Genomic DNA, 20372 nt, shown 5'->3' on the forward strand with positions numbered 1-20372 from the left:
GAGAGGTGCCGCCCCGATGGCCGACGCGAACGCCGACGTGCGCAGGAAGATCATGGGCTTCATCGTCTCGCAGGCGATCCACGCGGTCTGCGAGCTGGAGATCCCCGAACGCCTGGCCGCCGGGCCCGCCACCACGGCGGCGCTGGCCGAGAGCGCCGGAGCCGACGCCGACGCGCTGCGCCGGTTCCTGCGGGTGCTCGCCGCCGAGGATCTGGTCACCCAGGAGCCCGGAGACACGTTCGCGCTCACCCCGGCGGGCCGGCTGCTGTGCGCGGACGAGCCGGGCTCGCTGCGCCACTTCGCCGAGCTGATGTCGGGCGAGGCGTACGTGGCCTGGTCGCGGGCCGCGCATTCGCTCCGTACCGGCGAGGCCGCCTTCGACGCCGTGTACGGCAGCCCGTACTTCGACTGGCTGGCCGGGCACCCGGAGGAGGCCGAGGCGTTCAACCGGGCCCAGGCCGGGCTGGTGGAGCTGCGCCTGCTGCCGCTGCTGGAATGGTCGTGGGGTGGCGCCGGCACCGTCGTCGACGTGGGCGGCGGCAACGGCGTGCTCATGTCGGCGCTGCTCGCGGCCCGGCCCGAGCTCAAGGGGGTCGTCTTCGACCTGCCCCACGTCGTGGACGAGGCGTCCCGGACGCTGGACGCGGCGGGCCTCGGCGACCGGGCGCGCTGCGCCGGCGGCGACTTCTTCGCCGGGGTCCCGGACGGGGGAGACGTGTACGTGCTCGCCCAGATCCTGCACGACTGGGCGGACGACGAGGCGGTGGCCATCCTCCGCCGCTGCCGCGAGGCGATGCCCGGCGACGGCGTCCTGCTGCTGCTGGAGCAGGTCGTGCCCGAGGACGGCGGCCCGCATCCGGCCAAGCTGCTCGATCTGCACATGCTGGTGCTCCTGGGCGGCCGCGAACGCACCGCGGGCGAGTGGGAGGCCCTGCTGGGCCGCGGCGGCTTCGGGCTCGCCGCCGCCGCGCAGGGGCCGCGCTCCACGCTGATCGAGGCGCGGCCCCTGCACCACGGGGTCACTCCCGGGAGTTGATCGTGTCGGCGGGCCGGCCGCGCAGCGCCATCCGTACCGCCGTCTCCGTCGCCAGGAAGGCCGTGCCCGCCGCGACCGCCAGCACCGCCAGGTAGGCGGCCGGCGGGATGTAGGGCGCGCCCTGCCGCGTCATGCCCGCGGTGAACGCCGACAGGACGACGACCCCCAGCACCGTGCCGAGGACCGCGGCGATGACGGCGACGACCGCCGACTCCCACCGCGTCATCCGCAGCACCTGCCTTCGGGTGGTGCCGATCAGCCTCAGCAGGGCGAACTCGCGGGTCCTGTCCGCCGACGCCATGACCAGGGTGTTGACCACGGCGATGGCGGTGAACGCGATGATGAGGCCCATCGCGAGGTACTGGACCCGCTGGTTGGTGCGCTGCTGGGCCGCCTGCGCGGCCTCCACCTCCTGGCGGTCGGCCACCCGCACGGTCGCGAAGCCGCGGACCGCCTGGGCCAGGTCGCCCTTCACGTCGTCCGCCCCGGGCGCGGTCCGCACCAGCACCGACGCGTTCAGCGGATTGTCGACGTGGGGCGCGACCACGTCGCGCGGCAGGGTGACGTCGGCGAAGCCCAGCTGGAGGGAGTAGATCGCCACCACCCTGGGAGAGATCAGCGTCCCGTCGCCGAGCCGCAGCCGGAACGTGTCGCCGACCTCGGCGTGCGCGCGCGACGCGCCGTTGGTGCTCAGCGCGACCGTCCCCGGCCCGAGCCGCGCGAGCGAGCCGGACGTGGTCTTGAGGTCCATCGTCGTGGCCAGTCCCTCGGGCGTGACGCCCTGGACGGTGTACTTGCCGAGGCCCAGGCCGCGGGCGTTGGTCTCGACGACCTCGGTGACGGTCTGCACGCCCTTGACCTGCCGGGCCGCCTCGGCCGCCGCGCTCGGCACGCCGGGCTTGCCGGCGGCCAGCACGTACCGCGTGGTGATCCCCTCCCGCTTCTCCTGCCGGGCGGCGTGCCCCAGCGTCGTCTGGGCGAACAGGATCGTGCAGGTCATCGTGACCGCCAGGCAGAGCGGCGTGACGACCGAGGCCAGCCGGCGGGAGGCCGCGCGGGTGTTGGCCGCCGCGAGGTAGCCGCCCACGGGGGAGAGGGCCTTGAGCGGGACGCCCAGCACCCGCGCCGCGGTCGCCGCGATCACCGGGCCGAGCAGGGACACCGTGGTGACCCAGAGCAGGGCCGTGACGAACGTGACCGGCATCGCGGCCGGCTCGGTCGACAGGCCGCCCAGCACGATGGTCAGCACGATCGAGCCGATCAGGAACGCCACCCCGGCCAGCAGCCGCACGGCGCCCGGCCGCGGCGGCTCGATCGCCGCCTCGCCGAGCGCCTCGGTCGGCCGGATCATCGCGATCCGCCGGCTGGAGATCCGGGCGGCGCCCCAGGCGGCCAGCGTCGTCGCGCCGATCGCGGCGAACATCGGGAGCGGGCTGAGCGACAACGTGAGCACGTCCGGGATCGCGCCGGCCTCCACGAACCGGGCCCGCAACCACCGGGCGACGGCCAGGCTCGCCACGCAGCCGGCCACGCCGGCGAGCACGCCGACCAGCACCGCCTCGCGGCCGATGAGCCGCCGCACCTGCTTCGGCGTCGCGGCCACCGCCCGCAGCAGGGCGATCTCCCGGTACCGCTGCTGGATGGAGAGCCCGAACGTGCCGACGACCACCAGGATCGCGACGAGCAGCGAGGTGGCGCCGAGGGTGCCGCTGAGGCTGATCAGCATGACCTGGGCCTTGGAGGCGTCGAGGAACTCCAGCGAGCCCAGCTCGTCGCCGCTGTAGACCTTCGCGCCGGTGCCGGCGACGGCCCTGCGCGCCTGGTCGGCCACGGTCGCGGCGTCGGTCTTGCCGTCGGGCACCAGCCCGATCGCCGACAGCCGCCCCGGCCGCCCCGCCAGCCGGGTGGCCTCGGCGGGGGAGAAGAACACGGCGGCCTGGCGTTGCAGCCCGCCGGCCGGACCGCCGGCGATCCCCGACACCTTGTAGCTGCCGGGCGCCGAGGTGGACTGCACCGTGACGGTGTCGCCGGGCTCGAGCCGGCCCTGCCGGGCCAGCGCCGCGTCGACGACGACCTCGTTGTCGGCGGCGGGCGCGCGCCCGCCGCTCAGCGTGAACGGGGTGAGCCCGGCCGACGACCAGTCGTGGCCCCACGAGTCCGAGCCGTCCGGGCCGGTGAGCACCCGGCCGTCCCTGACCACGTACGCCGGGAAGGACACCTCGGGGATCATGGCCTTCAGGCCCTGGACCGCGCCGAGCCTCTCCGCGACGCCGGCCGGGATCCAGACGTGCTCGGCCAGCGGCTTGGACTTCTGCTTCTCCTTGCCCTTCTTCTTTTTCTTGACGGTGTGCGCGCTCTGGTCGCCGGCGACCACCACCGGCGTCCCCGCGTACCGCTCGGCCGGGATGCCGCCGCGCAGGCCGGTCTCCAGCAACATGCCGCAGGCGGCGACCAGCGTCGAGGCGAAGAACAGCGCGATGAAGGCGCCGGCGAAGCCGGCCTTGCGGGCGCGGAGCGTGGTCAGCGCGAGGGAGAGCATCAGCGATGCACCTCCAGCCGCGTCATGTGCTCGGCGATCCGGTCGGCCCCCGGCTTGATCATCGAGTCGACGATCCGGCCGTCGGTGAGGAACAGCACGCTGTCGGCGTACGAGGCCGCGACGGGGTCGTGCGTGACCATGACCACGGTCTGGCCCATCTCGTCCACGATCGAGCGCAGCAGCATGAGGATCTGCTGCGCCGTGCGGACGTCGAGCGCGCCCGTCGGCTCGTCGGCGAACAGGACGTCGGGCTGGGTCACCAGGGCGCGGGCGATCGCCACCCGCTGCTGCTGCCCGCCCGACAGCTGGGCGGGCCGGTGCCCCAGCCGGTCGGCCAGGCCCAGCTTGCCGATGACCTCGCGCTGCCAGTCGCGCTTGGCCCGGGTGCCCGACAGCCGGTGCGGCAGGTTGATGTTCTGCTGGACGGTGAGCGAGGGCATCAGGTTGAACGACTGGAAGACGAAGCCGACCCGGCTGCGGCGCAGCTCGGTGAGCTTGGCCTCGTTGAGGCCGGAGAGGCTGACGTCGCCCAGGTGCACCACGCCCGAGGTGGGCCGGTCGAGGCCCGCCGCGCAGTGCAGGAAGGTGCTCTTGCCCGACCCGGAGGGGCCCATGACGGCGGTGAAGCTGCCGCGGTGGATCCCCAGGGTGACGTTGTCGAGGGCGGTCACGGTGCCCGGACCGCGGCCGTAGACCTTGGTGACCGCGTCCAGCCTGGACGCGAGCTCGGCCCCGGCGGAGTCCCGGCCCGAACGGGCCCGGCTCTTGCTGAAAGGCACGGGATATGCTCCGTTTCAATGGAAGAGGCGTTGAGAGCGCCGCCCGTGAGGGCGGAAGACGTTTCCTCCAGGGGCCGCCGAGTTGCCGCTCGGCGGCCCGCTGTGCCGGTCGGTGGGGTCGCCTGTCAGCCCACCCCTTCCCTGACGCCGTTCTCGCTGACCGAGCCCTCCTCGGTCGGGGCGGGGAACGCGAAGAACCGGGTCAGCACGGTCCGTGCGCCCGGCGGCGTGTCGGCGTCCGAGCGCTTGTAGCGTTTGACGAGCTGGATGTACTCCTCGAAGAAGTCGTCCAGCTCCTCCAGCGTGATCCGGATCGAGCCCCGCGAGTGCGGGAAGGCGTCCGACCACGCGCCCAGGGTGTCGCGCTGCACCTGGAACCGCAGGAACTGCTCGAAGTCGTCGGCGATCTCCAGCCGGGCCATCTCGTCGACGACGACCCGCATCTGCTCGCTCTGCTTGGAGCGCGGCGGGATCCGCAGGTCGCGGACCGGGGCCCGCCACCACCGCTCCCGCGCGTGCCCGCGTTTGGGCGTCTCCTCGACGAACCCGTACTTGGCCAGCTCCCGGAGGTGATAGCTGGTGGCCCCGGTGTTGAGGCCGAGGGCGCGCGCGAGCGTCGCCGACGTGGCCGGCCCGTGCAGGCCGAGGTGGTGCAGGATGCGCTGCCGCCTGGGATGCGCCAGCGCTTTGAGCGCCTCCAGGTCGGTGATCTCCAGTGGAGTCGGTGCCTCGCTCATACTTGCACAGTAAGTTATGCACAGACGGTTGTGCAAGGTTCTGTGCATAGCTCACTGTGCACGCTGCTCTGTGCGACCGCGCCCCGGGCCGGGCGTATAGAGGCTCTATAGCCCCCCGGCCCACGATGGCGATCGTTCGCGTGGGCCCCGGCGGCCCGCCTCGCCTACCAGCGCAGGAGGAAGATCCTGATGAGCGATGCCAGGCCCGGGGAGCTCGACCGGAGGGCGCTTCTGACGAGGTCGACCGTGGCCGCGGCCGCGGGGCTGGGCGCCGTGGTGGCCGGATCGGCGGCCGGCGCGGGACCGGCCTGGGCGGCCGGCCCTCTCGCGCCCACCGGAGGCGCGCGGCTCCAGGCCGACGACCCGCAGCTGCCCGGCCCGAACCCGCCGATCCCGGACGTGCCCGGGATGAAGGGCGACGCCAGGGCCAACGAGTTCTGGTACCGGCTCGACCAGTACAGCTACTTCAACCCGCCGGCGTCCTGGCAGGCGCTGTTCAAGGCGGTGGGGGAGAAGGTCGGGCCCGTTCCGTCGTGGCGCAAGCTCTGGCTGGAGCACGTCCAGCGCGACGACTACCGCAGCAGCTACGCCGCCCTGTGGGCGCCGGCGCGCGCCGAGCTGGCCGAGATGTCGCGGATCCAGAAACTGTTCTTCGACGCCTACTACCGGCGCTACCCGAGCAAGCTGCTCGTCTGCTTCGCCCAGATGGCGCAGGGGGAGCTGTACGACCCGCGGCTGCCCGACGGCTACAAGCTGCACACCATGGACCCGCCGAGCGGCGGGACCGAGGCCTACCACCGCTGGCACGTCATCATCCGCGCGCAGGTCTTCCTCGGCATCGACGCCGCCTGGTGGTCGGCCATCGACCGGCTCGTCGGGTACGCCTGGGCGGCCCAGTCGGTGGCCCAGCCGGTCAAGGACTCGCCCGACAACCCGGGCCTGCCGAAGGACGTCGACGCCGGGCTCAAGCGGTCGTGGCTGCCGCGCACGTCCGAGCAGCTGGACGCGGCGTTCGTCAGCTTCCCCTACCCCAGCGACCTGCCCGGCGCGCGATGACCGACCGGCGCGGGGACCGGCGGGGCGGGCGCACCGGGGTCTGGTTCGCCGGCGCGCGGGGCTCGGTCGCCACCACCGCCGTGGCGGGCGCCGCGGCGGTGCGGACCGGGCTGGCCGGCGCGGCGGGGCTCGTCGCCGAGACAGGGGACTTCCGCGGCGCCGGGCTGCCGGCGCTCTCCGACCTGGTCTTCGGCGGCCACGACGTCGTGCAGACCCCGCTGGTGAAGCGGGCGGAGCAGCTGGCGAGCGCGGGCGTCCTGCCGGCCGCCGTCGCCGCGGCCGTACGCCCGGACCTGCTGGCCGCCGACGCCGAGATCAGGGACGGCCACGACGGCGGGGAGCCGCCGTCCGCCGCCGCCGAACGGCTCGCCGCCGACATGACGGCCTTCCGCGACCGGCACGGCCTGGACCGGGTGGTCGTCGTCAACGTCTCCTCGACCGAGCCGCCGGCCCCGCGCCGGCCCGAACACCAGGACCTCGACGCGCTGGAACGAGCCATCGCCGCAGGTGACGAGGTGCTGCCGCCGAGCTCGACGTACGCGTACGCGGCCTTCCGGGCGGGCTGCCCGTTCGTCGACTTCACGCCGTCGACCGGTCCGCGGCTGCCCGCCCTCGACGCGCTGGCCCGTTCGCGCGGGCTGCCGTACGCGGGCAGCGACGGCAAGACCGGCGAGACGCTGCTGCGCTCCGCGCTCGCTCCCATGTTCGCCGCCCGCGCGCTGCGGGTGCTGGCGTGGTCCGGGACGAACCTGCTCGGCGGCGGCGACGGCGCGACCTTGGCCGACCCCGCCGCCGCGGCCAGCAAGACGGCCTCCAAGCAGCGCGGGCTCGCGCAGTTGCTGGGCCGGCCGGTGGACGGCGAGCTGCACATCGACTACGTGCCCGACCTCGGCGACTGGAAGACGTCCTGGGACCACGTGCTGTTCGAGGGTTTCCTCGGCACGCGGATGACGTTGCAGTTCACCTGGGAGGGGTGCGACTCGGCGCTGGCCGCGCCGCTGGTGCTGGACCTGGCGCGCTTCACCGCCCGCGCGCACGAGGCCGGCGAGGCGGGCGCGCTCGTCCCGCTGGCGTTCTTCTTCAAGGACCCCGCGGGCACCACGGACCACCGGCTCGACGCGCAGTACACCGCGCTGCGGGAGTGGGCCGCGCGGCGGCTCGGTGCCGGCGCCGGTGCCGGTGAACGGCCTGAGGAGAGCGCATGACCGTGCCCGATCTGCGGACCATCGCCGTCCTGGTGCGCGCGCCCGCGGCGCTGACCGTGCCCGGCGACGTCCTGGCGGGCACCGCCGCGTCGGGGCGGCCGTTCGGGCTCCGCCCGGCCGGCCTCGCCGCGGGCTCGGTCTGCCTCTATTGGGCGGGCATGGCCCTCAACGACTACGCCGACCGCGAGCTCGACCGGGTGGAACGGCCGGAGCGGCCCATCCCGTCCGGGCGGGTGACGCCGGGGTTCGCGCTGGCGCTGGCCACCGGCCTGACCGCCGCCGGGGTCGCGGCCTCGGCGGCGGTCGCCGGCCGGCGCGCGCTGACGATCACGGTTCCGCTGGCCGGCACCGTGTGGGCGTACGACCTGGCGCTGAAGGACACCCCGCTCGGCCCGTTCGCCATGGCCGCCGCCCGCGCGCTCAACGTCCTCGCCGGCACCGGCGGCCACCGGCCGGGCGCGGCGCTCCCCGAGGCGCTCACCGTCGGCCTGCACATCCTCGGCGTGACCGGGTTGTCGCGCGGCGAGGTCGAGGGCATGGGCCGCGAGGTCCCGCTGGCCGTCCTGGCCGGCACGGCACTGGTGTCGGCCGCCGCCGTGCGCGGCGGGCGCCGCGACCTCCCGCGCGGGCGGCGCGTCCTCACCGCCGCGCTCGCCACCGGTTACGCCGTCGCGGTCGGCGGCCCCCAGGCCGCGGCCGTCCGGGAGTCGACGGCGGGCCGGATCCGGCGCGCGGTCGGCGCCGGGATCCTCGGCCTGGTCCCGCTTCAGGCGGCCCTGGCGGCCCGGGGCGGCTCCTGCGCCGGCGCGGTCACCGTGGCCGCCGCGTACCCGGTCGCACGGCATCTCGCCCGGCGGGCGGCCGTGACATGAGATTCGGCTACGGCAGCAACGGCTTCCCCAACCACCGGCTCGAGGACGCGCTCGCCGTCATCGCCGACCTCGGCTACCAGGGCGTGGCGCTGACGCTCGACCACGCCCACCTCGATCCGTTCGCCCCCGACCTGCCGGGCAGGGTCACCGCCCTGTCCAGGCGGCTGAACGACCTCGGCCTCGCCGTCGTGGTGGAGACCGGGGCGCGCTACCTGCTCGACCCGCGCCGCAAGCACGAGCCGACGCTGGTGTCCGACCGGGGGAGGGACAGGCGCGTCGCCTTCCTGCGCACGGCCGTCGACGTCGCGGCCGACCTCGGCGCCGAGGCCGTGTCGTTCTGGAGCGGGATCCGTCCCGCGCACGTGCCCGAGCAGGACGCGTGGGAATGGCTGGCCGCCGGCTGCTCCGCCGTCCTGGAGACCGCGGAACGGCGCGGCGTGCCGCTCGGCTTCGAACCCGAGCCCGGCATGCTCGTCCACGACCTGGACGGCTACGAACGGCTGCACGCGCTGCTCGGCCGGCCGGAGGCGTTCGGCCTGACGCTCGACATCGGCCACTGCCGGTGCAACGAGCCGCTGCCGGTCGCCGACTGCGTCCGCCGCGCCGGCGACCGCATCGTGAACGTGCAGATCGACGACATGCGGCGGGGCGTCCACGAACACCTGGAGTTCGGCGAAGGAGAGATCGGCTTCCCGCCGGTGCTGGCGGCGCTGGCCGAGACCGGGTACCGCGGCCTGGTCGCCGTCGAGCTGCCCCGGCACGGCCACGACGCGCCCCGGGTCGCCGAACGTTCGCTGGCCTTCCTCCAGCACGCGGCCGCCGAGGCCGCCGCCGCGGCCGAGCCGCGCCCCGAACGGGAACGCGCGACGCTGGAACAGGTCCGCGCCGTCCTCGTCGAGCGGCTCAGCGTCGGCGCCGCCGCCTGGCTGCACGAGTCCTGCGCGCTGGTGGCGCGGGACCCGGACGTCCTGGCGCGGCGGTTCCCCGCCGCCGGACGGCGGTGCGGGCGCGGACCGCTCGGCTCCCCGGTGCCCGCGCTCGACGGCTGGACCGTCGACGACGCGGTGCGCGCGGTCCTGCTCGGCGCGCTGCCGGCGGACGGCGCCGACCTGGCCGCCGAGGCCGGCGGCGTCTACCACCACGGCGACGCCGCCGAGAAGCGCGGCGTGCTCCGCGCGCTGGACGTGCTCGGCACCGGCCCGGACGCGGTGCCGCTCGTCCGCGACGCGCTCCGCAGCAACGACACCCGCCTCATCGCGGCGGCCCTCGGGGCGTTCGCGGCCGAGCACCTGGACGGCGACGCCTGGCGGCACGGCGTGCTCAAGTGCGTGTTCCTCGGCATGCCCCTCGCGACGGTGGCGGGCCTCGACCTGCGGGCCGACGCGGAGCTGAACCGCATGCTCCGCGACCTGGCCCGCGAACGGATGGCGGCCGGCCGTCCGGTACCCGACGACGTCCGTCTCGTGCTCGCCCGGCTGGATCAGGTGACCTGATGCGCATCTTCGACCCCCACATCCACATGACATCGAGGACCACCCGCGACTACGAGGAGATGTTCGAGGCCGGGGTGCGCGCGGTCCTGGAGCCGGCCTTCTGGCTCGGGCAGCCGCGAACCGGCGTCGGCTCGTTCACCGACTACTTCGACTCGCTGGTCGGCTGGGAGCCGTTCCGCGCCGCGCAGTTCGGCATCAGCCACCACTGCGCGATCGCGCTCAACCCCAAGGAGGCCAACGACCCGCGGTGCGCGGGCGTCCTCGACCTGCTGCCCCGCTACCTGGCCAAGGACGGCGTCGTCGCGGTGGGGGAGGTCGGCTACGACTCGATGACGCCCGAGGAGGACGCCGCCCTGGAGCGCCAGCTGGAGATGGCGGTCGAGCACGACCTGCCGGTCCTGGTCCACACGCCGCACCGCGACAAGGCCGCCGGCACCCGGCGCACCCTGGACGTGGTGCGCGAGTCGGGCGTCCCGCCGGAGCGCGTGCTCGTCGACCACCTCAACGAGGTGACCGTCGAGATGGTGCTGGAGACCGGCTGCTGGGCCGGGTTCTCGATCTATCCGGACACCAAGATGGACGAGGACCGGATGGTGGCGGTCCTCCAGGCGTACGGCACCGGGCGCGTCCTGGTGAACTCCGCCGCCGACTGGGGCCGGAGCGATCCGCTCAAGACCCGCAGGACCGGCGACGCCATGCTCGCCGCCGGCTTCACCGGCGACGAGGTGGACCGGGTGCTCTGGCGCAACCCGGTCACGTTCTTCGGGCAGAGCGGGCGGCTGGACCTCGGCGCCGAGCAGCTCGACGCCCCCGGCGAGGCACTCGGCGCGACGTACGCGGGCAACTCGGTCCTGCGCGGCGCCCGGCGGGAGGACTGACGCCATGCGGTTGCGGCACCCCGGCGGCGGCCTCGTCCACCTCGCGTACTGCACCAACGCCCACCCCGCCGAGGACCTGGACGGCGTGCTCGCACAGCTCGAACGGTTCGGCGGCCCGGTCCGCGAACGCCTCGGCGCCGACCGGCTCGGGCTCGGGTTGTGGCTCGCCGCCGACCTCGCGGCGGAACTCGCCGCCGACCCGGCGAAGGTCGCCCGGCTCCGGGCCGGGCTCGGCTCCCGGGGGCTCGAGGTCGTCACGGTCAACGCCTTCCCGTACCGCGGCTTCCACGACCCGGTGGTCAAGCGCAAGGTCTACTTCCCGGACTGGACCGAACCCGCCCGCCTCCGGTACACCCTCGACGTCGCCGCCGTCCTCGCCGGGCTGCTGCCCGACGACGTGGCGGAGGGAAGCGTCTCCACGCTCCCGCTCGCCTGGCGCGAACCCTGGACGCCCGGCGACGCGCGCACCGCGCGGCGCCTGCTCGGCGACCTGGCGACCGGGCTGGCCAAGCTGGCCGCGGAGACGGGCCGCACGATCCGCGTCGGGCTGGAGCCCGAACCGGGCTGCGTCGTGGAGACCGGCCGCGACGCCGCCGCGGCGTTGTCGCACGTGGACCCCGAGTGGATCGGTGTCTGCCTCGACCTGTGCCACCTGGCCGTGGAGTTCGAGCATCCGCGCCGGGCGCTGGAGCGCCTCGACGCGGCCGGCCTGCCGGTGGTCAAGACCCAGGCGTCGCTGGCCCTGCACGTCGACGATCCTTCGGACCCCGCCACCCGCCGCGCGCTGGCGGCGTTCGGCGAGGAACGTTTCCTGCACCAGACGCGCGAGGAACGGCACGGCCGGGTCCTCGCCGCCGACGACCTCGACGAGGCGCTGGAGGGCGGCCTGCCGGGCCGTTCTCCCTGGCGCGTGCACTTCCACCTGCCGGTGCACGCCGAACCCGGGCCGCCGCTGTCGAGCACCCGTTCCGTCCTCGAGGAGGGCCTCGCCGCGCTGTTCGGCGGGCCCCGGCCGCGTACCGGCCACGTCGAGGTCGAGACCTACACCTGGCGGGTCCTGCCGGAGGCGGACCGTCCGGCCGGCGACGCGTCCCTGGCCGACGGACTCGCCGCCGAGCTGGCCTGGACCCGGGACCGGCTGCTCGCCCTGGGGCTGAAAGAGGAGAACGCATGAGACCGCTCGTGGTCATCGACGTCGTGGGAGTGACCCCGCGGCTGCTCGCGTCCATGCCCAACCTGCGTCACCTGGCGGTCGGCGGCTTCCAGGCCAACCTGGAGACGGTGCTGCCCGCCGTGACCTGCTCGGTGCAGTCGACCCTGCTCACCGGCCTCATGCCGCGCGACCACGGCGTCGTCGGCAACGGGTGGTACTTCAGGGAGCTCGGCGAGGTGCATCTGTGGCGCCAGCACAACGCGCTGGTGCGGGGGGAGAAGCTCTGGGACGCCGTGCGGGCCGGCGAGCCGGGCTGGCGCGTCGCCAACGTCTGCTGGTGGTACGCGATGGGCGCGGCCACCGACCTCCTCGTCACCCCGCGCCCGGTCTACCACGCCGACGGCCGCAAGTCGCCGGACTGCTACACCCGCCCGCCGGCCCTGCACGACGAGCTCACCGCCGAGCTCGGGCCGTTCCCGCTGTTCACCTACTGGGGGCCCACGGCCGGGATCGCCTCGTCCCGGTGGATCGTCGCCGCCGCCAGGTCCGTCCTGCGCCGGCACCGCCCCGACTGCCTGCTGGTCTACGTCCCCCATCTCGACTACGACCTGCAACGGTACGGGCCCGACTCGCCGCAGGCCGCGCGGGCCGCCCGGGAGGTCGACGCCGCCCTCGCCCCGCTGCTCGAGGACGCGCGGTCCCGCGACGCGGCCGTGGTCGCGCTGTCGGAGTACGGCATCACCGCCGCCCGCAGGCCGGTCGACGTCAACCGGGCGCTGCGCGAGGCGGGCCTGCTCCAGGTCTACCGCCAGGAGAGCGGCGAGCAGCTCGACCCGTGGACGTCCCGCGCCTTCGCCGTGGCCGACCACCAGGTGGCGCACGTCTACGTCCGCGACCCCGCCGACCTCGAATGGGTGCGCGGGATCTGCGCCGACCTCCCCGGCGTCGACGAGGTCCTCGACCGCACCGGCCAGGCCCGGTACGGGCTCGACCACGAGAGGTCCGGCGAGCTGGTGCTCGTCGCGGAACCCGACGCGTGGTTCACCTACTACTACTGGCTCGACGACGACCACGCCCCCGACTTCGCGCGCACCGTCGAGATCCACCGCAAGCCCGGCTACGACCCGGCCGAGCTCTTCTTCGACCCGCACGACCCGTTCGCCAAGGCCAGGGCCGCCGCGGCGCTGGCGCGCAAGAAGCTCGGCCTGCGCTACTCGATGCGGGTCGTTCCGCTCGACCCGTCCTGCGTCCGCGGAACGCACGGACGGCTGCCGGACGACCCGGCGGACGGGCCCGTGCTCCTGTGCTCGGACGCCGGGCCCGGCCGCGACGTCATCAAGGCGACCGAGGTGAAGGACCTGCTCCTGCGACTCGCCGGCGTCAACACGCCGGTCGCCGGTTGAGCGATGGCCCCTGTCGAGCCGATCGCCCCGGGCGTCCTGCTGGTCTTCCTGCTCCAGCTCGGACTGCTCCTGGCCTTGGCCCTCGGTCTCGGCCGCCTGGCGGCGCGGCTGGGCATGCCGCCGATCGTGGGGGAGCTGTGCGCGGGCGTGCTGCTGGGCCCGTCCGTCCTGGCCAACGCGGCGCCCGGGTTCAGCGACTGGCTGCTGCCCCGCGATCCCGGCCGGTTCCACCTCCTCGACGCGGTCGGGCACGTCGGCGTCCTGCTCCTGGTCGGCGTCACCGGCATGCACGTCGACCTGCGCCTGGTCCGGCGGCAGGGCGTCACCGCCGCGTGGATCAGCATGATGGGCGTCACCGTGTCGCTGGGCCTCGGCATCTCTACCGGCCTCGCGCTGCCCGGGTCGCTCATCCCCGAGGGCACAGAACGCAGCACGTTCGCCCTGTTCATCGGAGTGGCGATGGCGGTCAGCGCCATCCCGGTCATCGCCAAGACGCTGATGGAACTGCGCCTGGTGCACCGCACCATCGGCCAGCTGATCCTCTGCGCCGTCATGGTCGACGACATCGTCGGCTGGCTCCTGCTCTCGGTGGTGGCCGCGCTCGCCACCTCCGGTGTGCGGGGCTCCGACCTGGGGTTCACCCTCGGCGGCGTGGTGGTGTGCGTCCTCGCCGCGATCCTGGTCCGGCCGCTCCTGCGCGTCCTGCTCCGGGCCACCGAACGCCAGGAGGACGGAGGCCCGACCGTGGCCCTGGTCGCCGTCCTCGTCCTCCTGGCCTCGGCCGGCACCCAGGCGCTCGGGCTGGAGGCCGTCTTCGGCGCGTTCGTCTGCGGGATCGTCATCAACGGCTGCGGCGTGGTGACCACCGAAAGGCTGGCGCCCCTGCGCACCACGGTGCTGGCGGTGCTGGCCCCGCTGTTCTTCGCGACCGCCGGGCTGCGCATGGACCTCACCGCCCTGGCCGACCCCGTCGTCCTGCTCACCGGACTCTGGGTGCTCGCCGCGGCCGTCCTCGGCAAGTTCGCGGGCGCCTACCTGGGCTCTCGCCTGGGCCGCCTGGGCCACTGGGAGGCCCTGGCCGTGGGCGCCGGGATGAACGCCCGCGGCGTCATCGAGGTCATCATCGCCATGGTCGGCCTGCGCCTCGGCGTCCTGGGCCCCGAGATGTTCACCGTCATCGTCCTCGTGGCCATCGTGACGTCCCTGATGGCGCCCCCGCTGCTCCGCTACAGCATGAAGCACGTGGAGCACACCGCCGAAGAGCTCCTGCGCCTCCCCGAAGCCGAACGGGCCCCGACGTAGCGTCATACCGTCCTCGGGCATCAACATGATGTTGACAACATGATGTTGATGCGCCAGGGTGGCCGGCATGGAGACCCCGGACGCCGATCATGGCCAGGCCGCCGACGAGGCCGCGGCGCGCCGGCACCTGATGGACGCGGGCGCCTCGTCCCTGCCCCGGCCGCCCTGGTCGCACGGCGAGCAGCCGCCCTCGGCCGTCGATCTGATCCACTTCGCCCTGTGGCGTGCCGACGAGGGCGATGTGCGGGCGGCGCTGGCGCTGCTGCCCGCGGCCCGGGCCGAGCTGGACCAGATCGAGGCGGCGCTGCTCTTCACCGCGCGTTCCCAGGGCATGTCGTGGCCGCGGATCTCCCGTGACATGGGGCTGGCCTCCGCCCAGGCCGCGCAGCAACGGTTCGGCCGGGTGACCGACCGGGTCGAGCACCGGCGCGGGGGTGCGTGAGGTGACCTACGTGTCCGATCCGGAGGACCTGGCCCTGCACGGCGTCCGGGTGCTGGGCTTTTCGACCGCGTCCCGCGTCGCCGGCCGCTTCGGGCTGCCGGCCGGCACGGTCGAGGAGGCGTTGCTGGACTTCGAGGCGCGAGGCTGGGCGGGCCGGTCGAGCTTCGCCGGCGACTCGGGCTGGTCGCTGACCGACGCGGGCCGCGCGGAGAACGAGCGGCGCATGTCGGACGAGCTCGACCGGGCGGCGGCGCGCGACACCGTCACCACCGTCCACACCGAGTTCAGGCCGCTGAACCGGCGCTTCGGCGCGGCCTGCACCGACTGGCAGATCCGGCCCACGCGCCTCGACCCCATGGCGTTCAACGATCACACCGACTGGAACTGGGACGAACGGGTCCTGCGGACCCTGACCAGGGTGGGCACGGCGTTCACCGACCTGTGCGAGCGGCTCGCCGGGCGCCTGGCGCGCTTCGACGGCTACGCCGACCGCTACGCCGCGGCGCTGGGCCGGGTCGACAAGGGGCAGCGCGCCTGGGTCGACGGCCACGACCGCGACTCGTGCCACATCCTGTGGATCCAGTTCCACGAGGACCTCCTGGCGACCCTGGGCATCCCCCGGGGCTCCGACGCGTGAGGGCCTCGTACGCGGGCGCCGCCGTTGTTGGGGAGTGCACGCTTCTTTAGCCTCAGTGCACAGTCGCGGCCTGATCCGGCTCCCCGGGACGTGACCCCCGCGGGAGCCGATTAGCTTCGGCGCATGGGTGAACGCAAGGTCGTCGTCGTCGGGTACGACGGCGCCGGCATGATCGACATCGCCTGCGTCGTGACGCCGCTGGTGATGGCGAACGTGATCGGCCGGCTGACGGTGCCGTACCGCGTCGTGGTGGTGTCGCCGGGCGGCCGCGCGATCGACTGCCCGACCGGGATGTCCCTGAGCGCCCAGGAGCCCCTCCAGAAGGTCATCGGCCCGCTGGACACCCTGGTCGTGGCCGGCGGGGTCGGGAACCTCTGGAACCCCCTCGGCCCGGCGTCCGCGCGGATCGCGGAGGATCCCGCGCTGGTCGGGCACGTGCGGCGGCTGGCGCGCGAGAGCCGGCGGGTGGCGTCGGTCTGCACCGGCGCCGGGATCCTGGCGGCGGCCGGGCTGCTGGACGGGCGGCGCGTGACCACGCACTGGCGGTTCGCCGACGAGCTGGCCGCCCGCCATCCCGCCGTGATCGTGGACCCCGCCCCGATCTACATCCAGGACGGGCGGGTGTGGACCGCCGCCGGGATGACCAGCGCGCTGGACCTCGTCCTGGCCTTCGTCCAGGCGGACCACGGGGCCGAGCTGGCCCGCACGGTCTCCCGCGAGCTGGTCACCTACCTCCAGCGGCCCGGCAACCAGGCCCAGATGAGCATCTTCACCTCCGCGCCGCCCGCCGGCGACCCGGTCATGCGCGAACTGGTGGAGCACATCAGCTCCCACCTGGACGGCGACCTGACGGCGACGGCCCTGGCCCGGCAGGCGGGCGTGAGCGTCCGGCACCTGACCCGCCTGTTCGACCAGCACCTGGGGGACACCCCCGGCCGGTACGTCAGGGTCGCGCGGCTGGAGGCCGCGGCCCAGCTGCTGACCACGACCTCGCTCACCATGCCGCGCGTCGCGGCCCGGTGCGGGCTCGGCTCCGCCGAGAGCCTCCGGCGGGCCTTCACCGGACGCTACGGAATGTCCCCCGCCGCCTACCGCACCGCCCAGCGTTCCAACGGCCGGAGCAGAGCCCGCGCCTCCCTCTGAACGGGAACGACGCCCGTGCCGTCAGGGACGGTCGTGCCTGCCGGCCTTGATGTGATCGAGGAACGTCCTCGCCTCGGAGACGTCGAGGCGGAGCACGACGGTGGCGTTCTTGCTGTCGCGCAGGCCCGTCAGCCGTGGTGCGAGACGGGCGAGTTCGACGCATTCACCGGCGGCGAGAGATCGCGTGCTCTTCCGCCAGGGCGTCGCTGGAGGGTCGGTGGTCATCGGCGGCAAGACGGGCGTGCCCTTCTGTGATGCGGGAGCCGGATCGGACGGCGCGTGCTCCCGAGATTGGCCCGCCGCGGCGTCCGCCGTGGAGCACTTTGGAAGAACAGGATCGAACCGGATGCAGGCGGATGAACCTGCATGAATCCAGATGTAGTCGCAATTGATCACTCGCGTCCCGGCCGGTCCCCGGAACCGTCCGGCCGCATCCGGAGTCATCCGGAGAAAGCGCCTGACCTGCCGATTCAACAGGGGCGCGAGGTGCGGATGGCGCCGGATGTCATGGGATGTGTCAAAACACACAAAACCGGCCACCGGGCGGTGGGATCATGTTCAGGCTCCCTGAGAGATCGACAATCACCTCCGACACCTGAGCGGATCAGGAATGCCCGACAATCAACACGCGAACGCAGCTGTGGACGGCTTCGTCGCCGACCTCGACCAGGCCCGGGAAGCGGTGGGGGCGCCCTCGTTCGAGCGCATGGAGGACCGGAGCCGCGACTTCACCGGCGACGAGCTCAATCCGCACCTGCGCATCCGCCTGGTGGCGGCGTCCACCACGCACGACATCCTGAGCGGCAAACGCCGCCGCCTGCCGCCCTGGGCCTGGGTGCACTCCTACGTGGCCGTGCTCCGGCTCATCGCGCTCGAGGACGGCCTGGACCCCGAGACGACGGCGGGCTCGATCGCGGACTGGAAGCGGCGGCACGAGACCGCCCGCGATCTCATCCGCGAGCACGGCGCCCCGCCCCTGTCCGCCCCCGTCCCCGCCGACGCGTCCGGGTACATCGACCTGGCGCCGGCCGACGGCATGGACGTGACCGGCCTGCGGAGCCGCACCGACGGCAGCTGGCAGAGCCCGGGGTCCGGGGCGCGTGGCGTCCCGCGGTCTCCGTCGCCGCACCCCGACGCCGCCCCGCCGGACCTGGAGCCCGCACCGGAACGTGCCCGCCGCTACGCCGCCGCCTACGGCCGCACCGGCCTGCGCCTGCTGCGCCACGCCGAGGCGGGCGACGGCGAGGCCCGCTTCCGGCTCGCCACCCTGCTGGCCTGCGACGACCACGTCAACGAGGCCGAGCACTGGCTCCGGCGCGCGGACGTCGCCGGGTACGCCTGCTCGGGCGACCCGGCCGGGGACGAGGAGGTCCCGCACTACCTGGCGGCGGCCGAGGCCGCCTACCAGATCGGGCTTGAGTACGAGGAGGCCCGGCTGCCCTCCTCGGCGCTGCTCTTCTACGAACGCGCGGCCCGCAACGGCCACACGGCCGCCGCCTACCGCGCCGGCCTCCACCACGTCGAGGCCGACGCCCCCTGGGCCGCGTTCAAGATGTTCAGCCGGGCCGCCAGCAACGGCCACCCGGACGCGCGACAGGAGCTCGACGTCCTCTGCCGCCACCACGACCTCAGCCCGCCGGCCCCCACGTCCTCCCCGCAACCCCCGCCCTGGATCCCCACCGGAGACTCCTGACGGCGCGAGCGCATCCAGGCCGAATACACCTAGTCGCCGTCGAGCAGGCCGAGATGCTCGCCGAGCGCCTTCGTCCGATCGGCCCACTCGGGGTCCCGCAGCCCCTTGGCGATGGCCTGGTGGGCGTACGGCGACGACAGCGCCCGGCGATAGAGCGCCCGGAGGCCGGGCAGGCGGTCGCTCCACGGGGCGTGTTCGGCCTGTCCGCCGTGCAGGAAATCGTCGACGAACGCGAGCTTGAACAGGCGCGAGAGTGTGGGTGACCGGGCGAGGACGCGCCGGACGTACGCGGTCAGCACGATCTCGGCGTCCGGGAAGCCGACCATGGAGCACGAGGGGGCCATGCCGTCGCACATGCCGACCAGGATCCAGCCGGCCCCGTCCACCACGGCGTCGTCGGCGTCGTCGGCGCCGGCGGCGGTGAGCGCGCCGGCCAGGTCTCCGGTCTCGGCGGCGATGTCGGCGACGTAGAAGTCGATGAGGCTCCCCTCGCAGGACTCGCGGATGAGCCAGTCCTTGACGGGGCGGTCCACGGTGGCGCCGCGCAGGTGCCAGATCGCCTCGATGCGAGCCCATCCCGTACGCCGGCGGGCCATCTCGAGCAGCGCCTCGTGGGGACGGGACTGCGAGGCGGCCAGAGCGTCCGCGGCGACCTGCGAGAGCTCGCGGACGCCGCGTCCTGACGTTCGGGACCGCCCGCCCGGATGTGACGTGGTTCACATTTTCACGTGTCACGTCCGGGCGGGCCCGTTTGTCCCATGGGCGTCACCGGAACAGGAACCGGTGCCAGACCTCGGGAGAACGTCATGAACAACGGCCACCACATCGTCGTCCTCGGCGCCGGCTACACGGGCATGCTCGCCGCGATCCGGCTGGCCCGCCGCACCCGCCGCACCGGCGCGCGGATCACCCTGGTCAACCCTTCGAGTCGCTTCGTCGAGCGCCTGCGGATGCACCAGATCGCCGCGGGGCAGGAGCTGGCCGACCACCAGATCCCCGACATCCTCGACGGGACCGGGATCACCTTCGTCCAGGGCGCCGCCACCGCGATCGACCCCGAGGCCCGGCGGGTCACCGTCGACGGCGCCGGGACCCTGGAGTACGACACGCTCGTCTACGCGCTGGGCAGCGCGACCGACACCGGCAAGGTCCCCGGCGCCGGCGAGAACGCGTTCACCCTCAACGGCCCGGAGGCCGCCGGCCGGTTCGCCGCGCGGCTCGCCGAGGTCGCCGCGGCCGGCGGCACGGTCACCGTCGCCGGCGGTGGCCTGACCGGCATCGAGGCGGCCACCGAGATCGCCGAGAGCCGCCCCGGCCTGAACGTCACGCTGATCAGCCTGGACGAGCCCGGCGGCATGATGGGCCCCAAGGCCCGCGCCCACCTCTTCCGCGCCCTGGACCGGCTCGGCGTCACCGTCGAGACCGGCGCCCGCGTCACCAAGGTGCTGCCGGACGCCGTCGAGCTCGCCGACGGCAGGCTCGTCCCGTCGGACGCGTGCCTGTGGACCACCGGCGTCAAGGTGCCGCCGCTGGCCGCCGACGCCGGGATCGCCACCGACGACCGGGGCCTGATCCTGGTCGACGCGACACTCCGGTCGGTGTCCCACCCGCGGATCCACGCCATCGGCGACGCCGCCGCCGTCCGCATGGCCTGGGGACAGATCCACGGCACCTGCCAGAGCGGCCTGCCCACCGCCCAGTACACCGCCGACACCATCGCGCGGCTGCTGCGCGGCAAGGACGTCAAGCCGTTCCGGTTCGGCTACTTCCACCAGCCGGTCAGCCTCGGCCGCCGCGACGCGGTCATCCAGTTCACCAAGGCCGACGACACCCCCGGCCGCCGGTACCTCCGCGGCCGTGCCGCCGTCGCCTACAAGGAGTTCGTCAGCGGCAGCCCCCTCACGACGTTCCGGTTCAGCAAGCGCGTGAACACCACCACCGTCCTCTCCAAGGGCGGCCGGGCCACCCGCCGGCCCGCGGCGTGACGCCCCCTCTGGCACCATG

General features: G+C 74.2%; 19 protein-coding genes. 14 read left to right on the forward strand and 5 right to left on the reverse strand.

The features are described from left to right. The first annotated feature begins 16 nt into the window (after positions 1–16). The gene (locus tag ABZ810_RS28205; RefSeq protein ID WP_358408349.1) at positions 17–1036 is read left to right on the forward strand and encodes a methyltransferase; all 1020 of its coding nucleotides are present in this window, start codon (positions 17–19) and stop codon (positions 1034–1036) included. On the opposite strand, the gene ABZ810_RS28210 is transcribed toward ABZ810_RS28205, so the two are convergent. The 3 genes from ABZ810_RS28210 to ABZ810_RS28220 all read right to left on the reverse strand — a co-directional run bounded on the left by ABZ810_RS28210 (position 1020) and on the right by ABZ810_RS28220 (position 5091). Further along, a complete protein-coding gene (locus ABZ810_RS28210; RefSeq protein WP_358408351.1) occupies positions 1020–3575 on the reverse strand; it encodes an FtsX-like permease family protein in 2556 nt (851 codons plus the stop codon). The two genes, ABZ810_RS28205 and ABZ810_RS28210, sit on opposite strands and share 17 nt — an antisense overlap. Beyond that, a complete protein-coding gene (locus tag ABZ810_RS28215; protein ID WP_358408353.1) occupies positions 3575–4354 on the reverse strand; it encodes an ABC transporter ATP-binding protein in 780 nt (259 codons plus the stop codon). Before ABZ810_RS28215 ends, ABZ810_RS28210 begins: the two co-directional genes overlap by 1 nt. A gap of 125 nt (positions 4355–4479) precedes the next feature. After that, positions 4480–5091, reverse strand: coding sequence for a helix-turn-helix domain-containing protein (locus ABZ810_RS28220; protein ID WP_358408354.1), 612 nt, complete (start codon positions 5089–5091; stop codon positions 4480–4482). A gap of 189 nt (positions 5092–5280) precedes the next feature. On the opposite strand from ABZ810_RS28220, the gene ABZ810_RS28225 reads away from it, so the two are divergent. From ABZ810_RS28225 to ABZ810_RS28275, 11 genes are all read left to right on the forward strand, one after another. Then, on the forward strand, positions 5281–6147 hold the full coding sequence (locus tag ABZ810_RS28225; protein ID WP_358408355.1) for a hypothetical protein: 867 nt from the start codon (positions 5281–5283) through the stop codon (positions 6145–6147). Next, a complete protein-coding gene (locus ABZ810_RS28230; protein WP_358408357.1) occupies positions 6144–7352 on the forward strand; it encodes an inositol-3-phosphate synthase in 1209 nt (402 codons plus the stop codon). The genes ABZ810_RS28225 and ABZ810_RS28230 overlap by 4 nt, the downstream gene beginning before the upstream one ends. Continuing rightward, the gene (locus ABZ810_RS28235; protein WP_358408358.1) at positions 7349–8224 is read left to right on the forward strand and encodes an SCO3242 family prenyltransferase; all 876 of its coding nucleotides are present in this window, start codon (positions 7349–7351) and stop codon (positions 8222–8224) included. The genes ABZ810_RS28230 and ABZ810_RS28235 overlap by 4 nt, the downstream gene beginning before the upstream one ends. After that, positions 8221–9717, forward strand: coding sequence for an EboA domain-containing protein (locus ABZ810_RS28240; RefSeq protein ID WP_358408359.1), 1497 nt, complete (start codon positions 8221–8223; stop codon positions 9715–9717). The genes ABZ810_RS28235 and ABZ810_RS28240 overlap by 4 nt, the downstream gene beginning before the upstream one ends. Beyond that, positions 9717–10595, forward strand: a complete 879-nt coding sequence (locus ABZ810_RS28245) for a TatD family hydrolase (RefSeq protein WP_358408360.1) — start codon at positions 9717–9719, stop codon at positions 10593–10595. The genes ABZ810_RS28240 and ABZ810_RS28245 overlap by 1 nt, the downstream gene beginning before the upstream one ends. Before the next feature lie 4 nt (positions 10596–10599). Further along, complete coding sequence (gene eboE / locus ABZ810_RS28250) at positions 10600–11769, forward strand: metabolite traffic protein EboE (RefSeq protein ID WP_358408362.1); 1170 nt, start codon at positions 10600–10602, stop codon at positions 11767–11769. Then, a complete protein-coding gene (locus tag ABZ810_RS28255; protein WP_358408364.1) occupies positions 11766–13151 on the forward strand; it encodes a nucleotide pyrophosphatase/phosphodiesterase family protein in 1386 nt (461 codons plus the stop codon). The genes eboE and ABZ810_RS28255 overlap by 4 nt, the downstream gene beginning before the upstream one ends. 3 nt (positions 13152–13154) lie before the next feature. After that, the gene (locus ABZ810_RS28260; RefSeq protein WP_358408367.1) at positions 13155–14453 is read left to right on the forward strand and encodes a cation:proton antiporter; all 1299 of its coding nucleotides are present in this window, start codon (positions 13155–13157) and stop codon (positions 14451–14453) included. 67 nt (positions 14454–14520) lie between these two features. Continuing rightward, the gene (locus ABZ810_RS28265; RefSeq protein WP_358408369.1) at positions 14521–14895 is read left to right on the forward strand and encodes a DNA-binding protein; all 375 of its coding nucleotides are present in this window, start codon (positions 14521–14523) and stop codon (positions 14893–14895) included. Positions 14896–14905: 10 nt separating this feature from the next. Next, positions 14906–15532, forward strand: coding sequence for a transcriptional regulator (locus ABZ810_RS28270; RefSeq protein WP_358408372.1), 627 nt, complete (start codon positions 14906–14908; stop codon positions 15530–15532). Between the two features lie 123 nt (positions 15533–15655). Beyond that, positions 15656–16675 (forward strand): GlxA family transcriptional regulator, encoded by a 1020-nt coding sequence (locus ABZ810_RS28275; protein WP_358408374.1) that lies wholly within the window; start codon positions 15656–15658, stop codon positions 16673–16675. A gap of 21 nt (positions 16676–16696) precedes the next feature. Here the strand turns inward: ABZ810_RS28275 and ABZ810_RS28280 are convergent, their stop codons facing one another. Further along, positions 16697–16900, reverse strand: coding sequence for a DUF397 domain-containing protein (locus ABZ810_RS28280; protein ID WP_358408376.1), 204 nt, complete (start codon positions 16898–16900; stop codon positions 16697–16699). A 385-nt stretch (positions 16901–17285) separates the two neighbouring features. Here ABZ810_RS28280 and ABZ810_RS28285 point away from each other — a divergent pair, with 385 nt between their 5' ends. Further along, positions 17286–18368 carry a hypothetical protein gene (locus ABZ810_RS28285; RefSeq protein WP_358408378.1) on the forward strand — a complete coding sequence of 361 codons (1083 nt, stop codon included), beginning with the start codon at positions 17286–17288 and terminating at the stop codon, positions 18366–18368. A gap of 29 nt (positions 18369–18397) precedes the next feature. On the opposite strand, the gene ABZ810_RS28290 is transcribed toward ABZ810_RS28285, so the two are convergent. Next, complete coding sequence (locus ABZ810_RS28290) at positions 18398–18964, reverse strand: hypothetical protein (protein ID WP_358408381.1); 567 nt, start codon at positions 18962–18964, stop codon at positions 18398–18400. A gap of 210 nt (positions 18965–19174) precedes the next feature. Between ABZ810_RS28290 and ABZ810_RS28295 the strand changes: the two genes are divergently transcribed. Further along, positions 19175–20353 carry an FAD-dependent oxidoreductase gene (locus ABZ810_RS28295; RefSeq protein WP_358408383.1) on the forward strand — a complete coding sequence of 393 codons (1179 nt, stop codon included), beginning with the start codon at positions 19175–19177 and terminating at the stop codon, positions 20351–20353. The last annotated feature ends 19 nt before the right edge of the window (positions 20354–20372 follow it).

The sequence above is a fragment of the Spirillospora sp. NPDC047279 genome, assembly GCF_040643285.1.
Lineage (GTDB): Bacteria > Actinomycetota > Actinomycetes > Streptosporangiales > Streptosporangiaceae > Spirillospora.

Bases quoted from the DNA above. Each gene is read 5' to 3' on its own strand.
- ABZ810_RS28255 (WP_358408364.1), top strand. From the start codon at position 11,766: ATGAGACCGCTCGTGGTCATCGACGTCGTGGGAGTGACCCCGCGGCTG.
- ABZ810_RS28290 (WP_358408381.1), bottom strand. From the start codon at position 18,964: ATGGCCCGCCGGCGTACGGGATGGGCTCGCATCGAGGCGATCTGGCAC.
- ABZ810_RS28230 (WP_358408357.1), top strand. From the start codon at position 6,144: ATGACCGACCGGCGCGGGGACCGGCGGGGCGGGCGCACCGGGGTCTGG.
- ABZ810_RS28265 (WP_358408369.1), top strand. From the start codon at position 14,521: ATGGAGACCCCGGACGCCGATCATGGCCAGGCCGCCGACGAGGCCGCG.
- ABZ810_RS28240 (WP_358408359.1), top strand. From the start codon at position 8,221: ATGAGATTCGGCTACGGCAGCAACGGCTTCCCCAACCACCGGCTCGAG.
- ABZ810_RS28260 (WP_358408367.1), top strand. From the start codon at position 13,155: ATGGCCCCTGTCGAGCCGATCGCCCCGGGCGTCCTGCTGGTCTTCCTG.
- ABZ810_RS28220 (WP_358408354.1), bottom strand. From the start codon at position 5,091: ATGAGCGAGGCACCGACTCCACTGGAGATCACCGACCTGGAGGCGCTC.
- ABZ810_RS28225 (WP_358408355.1), top strand. From the start codon at position 5,281: ATGAGCGATGCCAGGCCCGGGGAGCTCGACCGGAGGGCGCTTCTGACG.
- ABZ810_RS28205 (WP_358408349.1), top strand. From the start codon at position 17: ATGGCCGACGCGAACGCCGACGTGCGCAGGAAGATCATGGGCTTCATC.
- eboE (WP_358408362.1), top strand. From the start codon at position 10,600: ATGCGGTTGCGGCACCCCGGCGGCGGCCTCGTCCACCTCGCGTACTGC.
- ABZ810_RS28280 (WP_358408376.1), bottom strand. From the start codon at position 16,900: ATGACCACCGACCCTCCAGCGACGCCCTGGCGGAAGAGCACGCGATCT.
- ABZ810_RS28245 (WP_358408360.1), top strand. From the start codon at position 9,717: ATGCGCATCTTCGACCCCCACATCCACATGACATCGAGGACCACCCGC.
- ABZ810_RS28275 (WP_358408374.1), top strand. From the start codon at position 15,656: ATGGGTGAACGCAAGGTCGTCGTCGTCGGGTACGACGGCGCCGGCATG.
- ABZ810_RS28285 (WP_358408378.1), top strand. From the start codon at position 17,286: ATGCCCGACAATCAACACGCGAACGCAGCTGTGGACGGCTTCGTCGCC.
- ABZ810_RS28210 (WP_358408351.1), bottom strand. From the start codon at position 3,575: ATGCTCTCCCTCGCGCTGACCACGCTCCGCGCCCGCAAGGCCGGCTTC.
- ABZ810_RS28295 (WP_358408383.1), top strand. From the start codon at position 19,175: ATGAACAACGGCCACCACATCGTCGTCCTCGGCGCCGGCTACACGGGC.
- ABZ810_RS28235 (WP_358408358.1), top strand. From the start codon at position 7,349: ATGACCGTGCCCGATCTGCGGACCATCGCCGTCCTGGTGCGCGCGCCC.